Here is a 1,658-nt window from a genome sequence, read left to right as displayed (position 1 = left end):
TGAGTTTCCGGCAGGAGGAGCGGCAGAGAGCCTATATCCACACCGCTTTTGACCGCTATCTTTCGCCCGAGATGGTCCGCCAGATTGCCGCCAACCCGGAACGCCTGCAGCTCGGCGGCGAGGAGCGGGAAATGACGGTCCTGTTCTGTGACATCCGCGGATTTTCAAGAATTTCGGAACAATATGACCCGAAGGAAGTGATCAACTTCCTGACCGGTTTCCTGACCCCGATGTGCAATATATTGCTGGAGAAAAAGGCGACGGTCGACAAATTTATCGGCGACGCGATTCTTGCCTTCTGGAATGCGCCGCTCGATGATCCGGATCAATTCCGCAACGGCGCGCGGGCCGCATTGCAAATGGTAGACAGTCTCGAGCGGTTGAACCGCGAACTGCCGCAACAGGCCGGGCAAGTCTGGCCACCCGATGTCAAAATCGGGATCGGGATGAATGCCGGCCTGTGCTGCGTCGGCAATATGGGATCGCAGCAGCGATTGTCTTATACGTTGATCGGCGACACGGTGAATATCGCTTCCCGGTTCGAAGGGCTGACCAAACAATATGGCGTGCAGATCCTGATCGGCAGCGCGCTCGCCGAGCGACTGGACGGTTTTGCCTTGCTCGAGCTCGACCGGGTCAGGGTGGTCGGACGCGACGCGTCGGACACGGTCTTTGCCCTGCTCGGCGACGAGAGGATGAACGAGGATGCCGGTTTTGCGAAACTCCGAAGCCGGCATGACAGGTTTCTGGAACTCTACCGCGCGCAGAACTGGGCCGAAGCCGGAGCCATGCTTGCCGCGCAGGAGAAGGCCTATCGCGATGCGGGTCTTGCCATACTGGTTGAGGTTTTCCGCCAGCGGATCGATAAACTGTCCGGTCGACCGATCAGGAAGGATTGGGACGGCGTGTTTGAGGCGACCGAGAAATAGCGCGCTTCGATCCGGCTTTTGCTACTGGCAAGCGCCAGCTGTATTTTGGTCTACACACTCGTCTTTTCCTCTCGGCAAGAGAAGCCCGATACCAACGCCGATGACGGCAGCCGGCAGCAATTTGCCCAGCAAGCCGCTCTTGTTGGCATTGGTGACGCTCGGCGCCAGCAAATCCTGCAATTTTGACAAGCCGCTCGCCGAGAGCTGGAACGGACCGATGGGCTGGGCCCCCGGTCTGGGAATGTAGGCCGCCAAAATTGGCTGATCGAGAGTCACGGTTTTTCCTGCCGCGCTGACTTCGGCAAGCCCGATGTCCAGATCGCCGCTGCGATCGGGACCCGGCCCGCGCAGAACGACCAGCATCGCGCTGTCCTTGTCGCCCTTCACGCCGTCCAGAAACGGTTCTTTGCTGGCGATTTTCACCGCATCCTTGCCGACCACGCCATCTATAGCGGTGCCGCGAATACCGATGGTGCCGACAGAGGAATCCACAGTTGCGGACGATTTGGCGGACTTGCGTCCCGACATGAAGCGAAAGGCCCCTTTGCTCACCGTCGCACCGAAGGATCGCTCTTTGCCCGGATCATAGACAAAGCGGTTGATCGCCAGTTGGGCATTGGACCCGATGGTCAGGGTCGACCGGTCGAGCAGCAGAATCTGCAGTTTGCTCTTTTTCCTGGTGCTGAGCATATCGCCCCAGGCCAGCCGCTGCCGGCGCGGGATCTTGAC

Annotated in this window: 2 protein-coding genes; one reads left to right on the top strand and one right to left on the bottom strand. The window is 59.4% G+C overall.

The genetic code is table 11. The annotated features are described in order from the left end of the window. Positions 1 to 929: adenylate/guanylate cyclase domain-containing protein (locus tag WBM93_RS10865; RefSeq protein ID WP_424431757.1), on the top strand; the 929-nt coding region annotated here is incomplete at its 5' end. Between the two features lie 21 nt (positions 930 to 950). Here WBM93_RS10865 and WBM93_RS10860 read toward each other — a convergent pair. Then, positions 951 to 1,658, bottom strand: a 708-nt coding sequence (locus WBM93_RS10860; protein ID WP_424431755.1) for a FecR domain-containing protein, incomplete at its 5' end; no start/stop codon positions are given.

It is taken from the genome of Parasphingorhabdus sp. (assembly GCF_049667325.1).
GTDB lineage: Bacteria > Pseudomonadota > Alphaproteobacteria > Sphingomonadales > Sphingomonadaceae > Parasphingorhabdus.
Note: the sequence above shows the minus strand (reverse complement) of the source record. Positions and strands in the feature narration are given on the sequence as shown.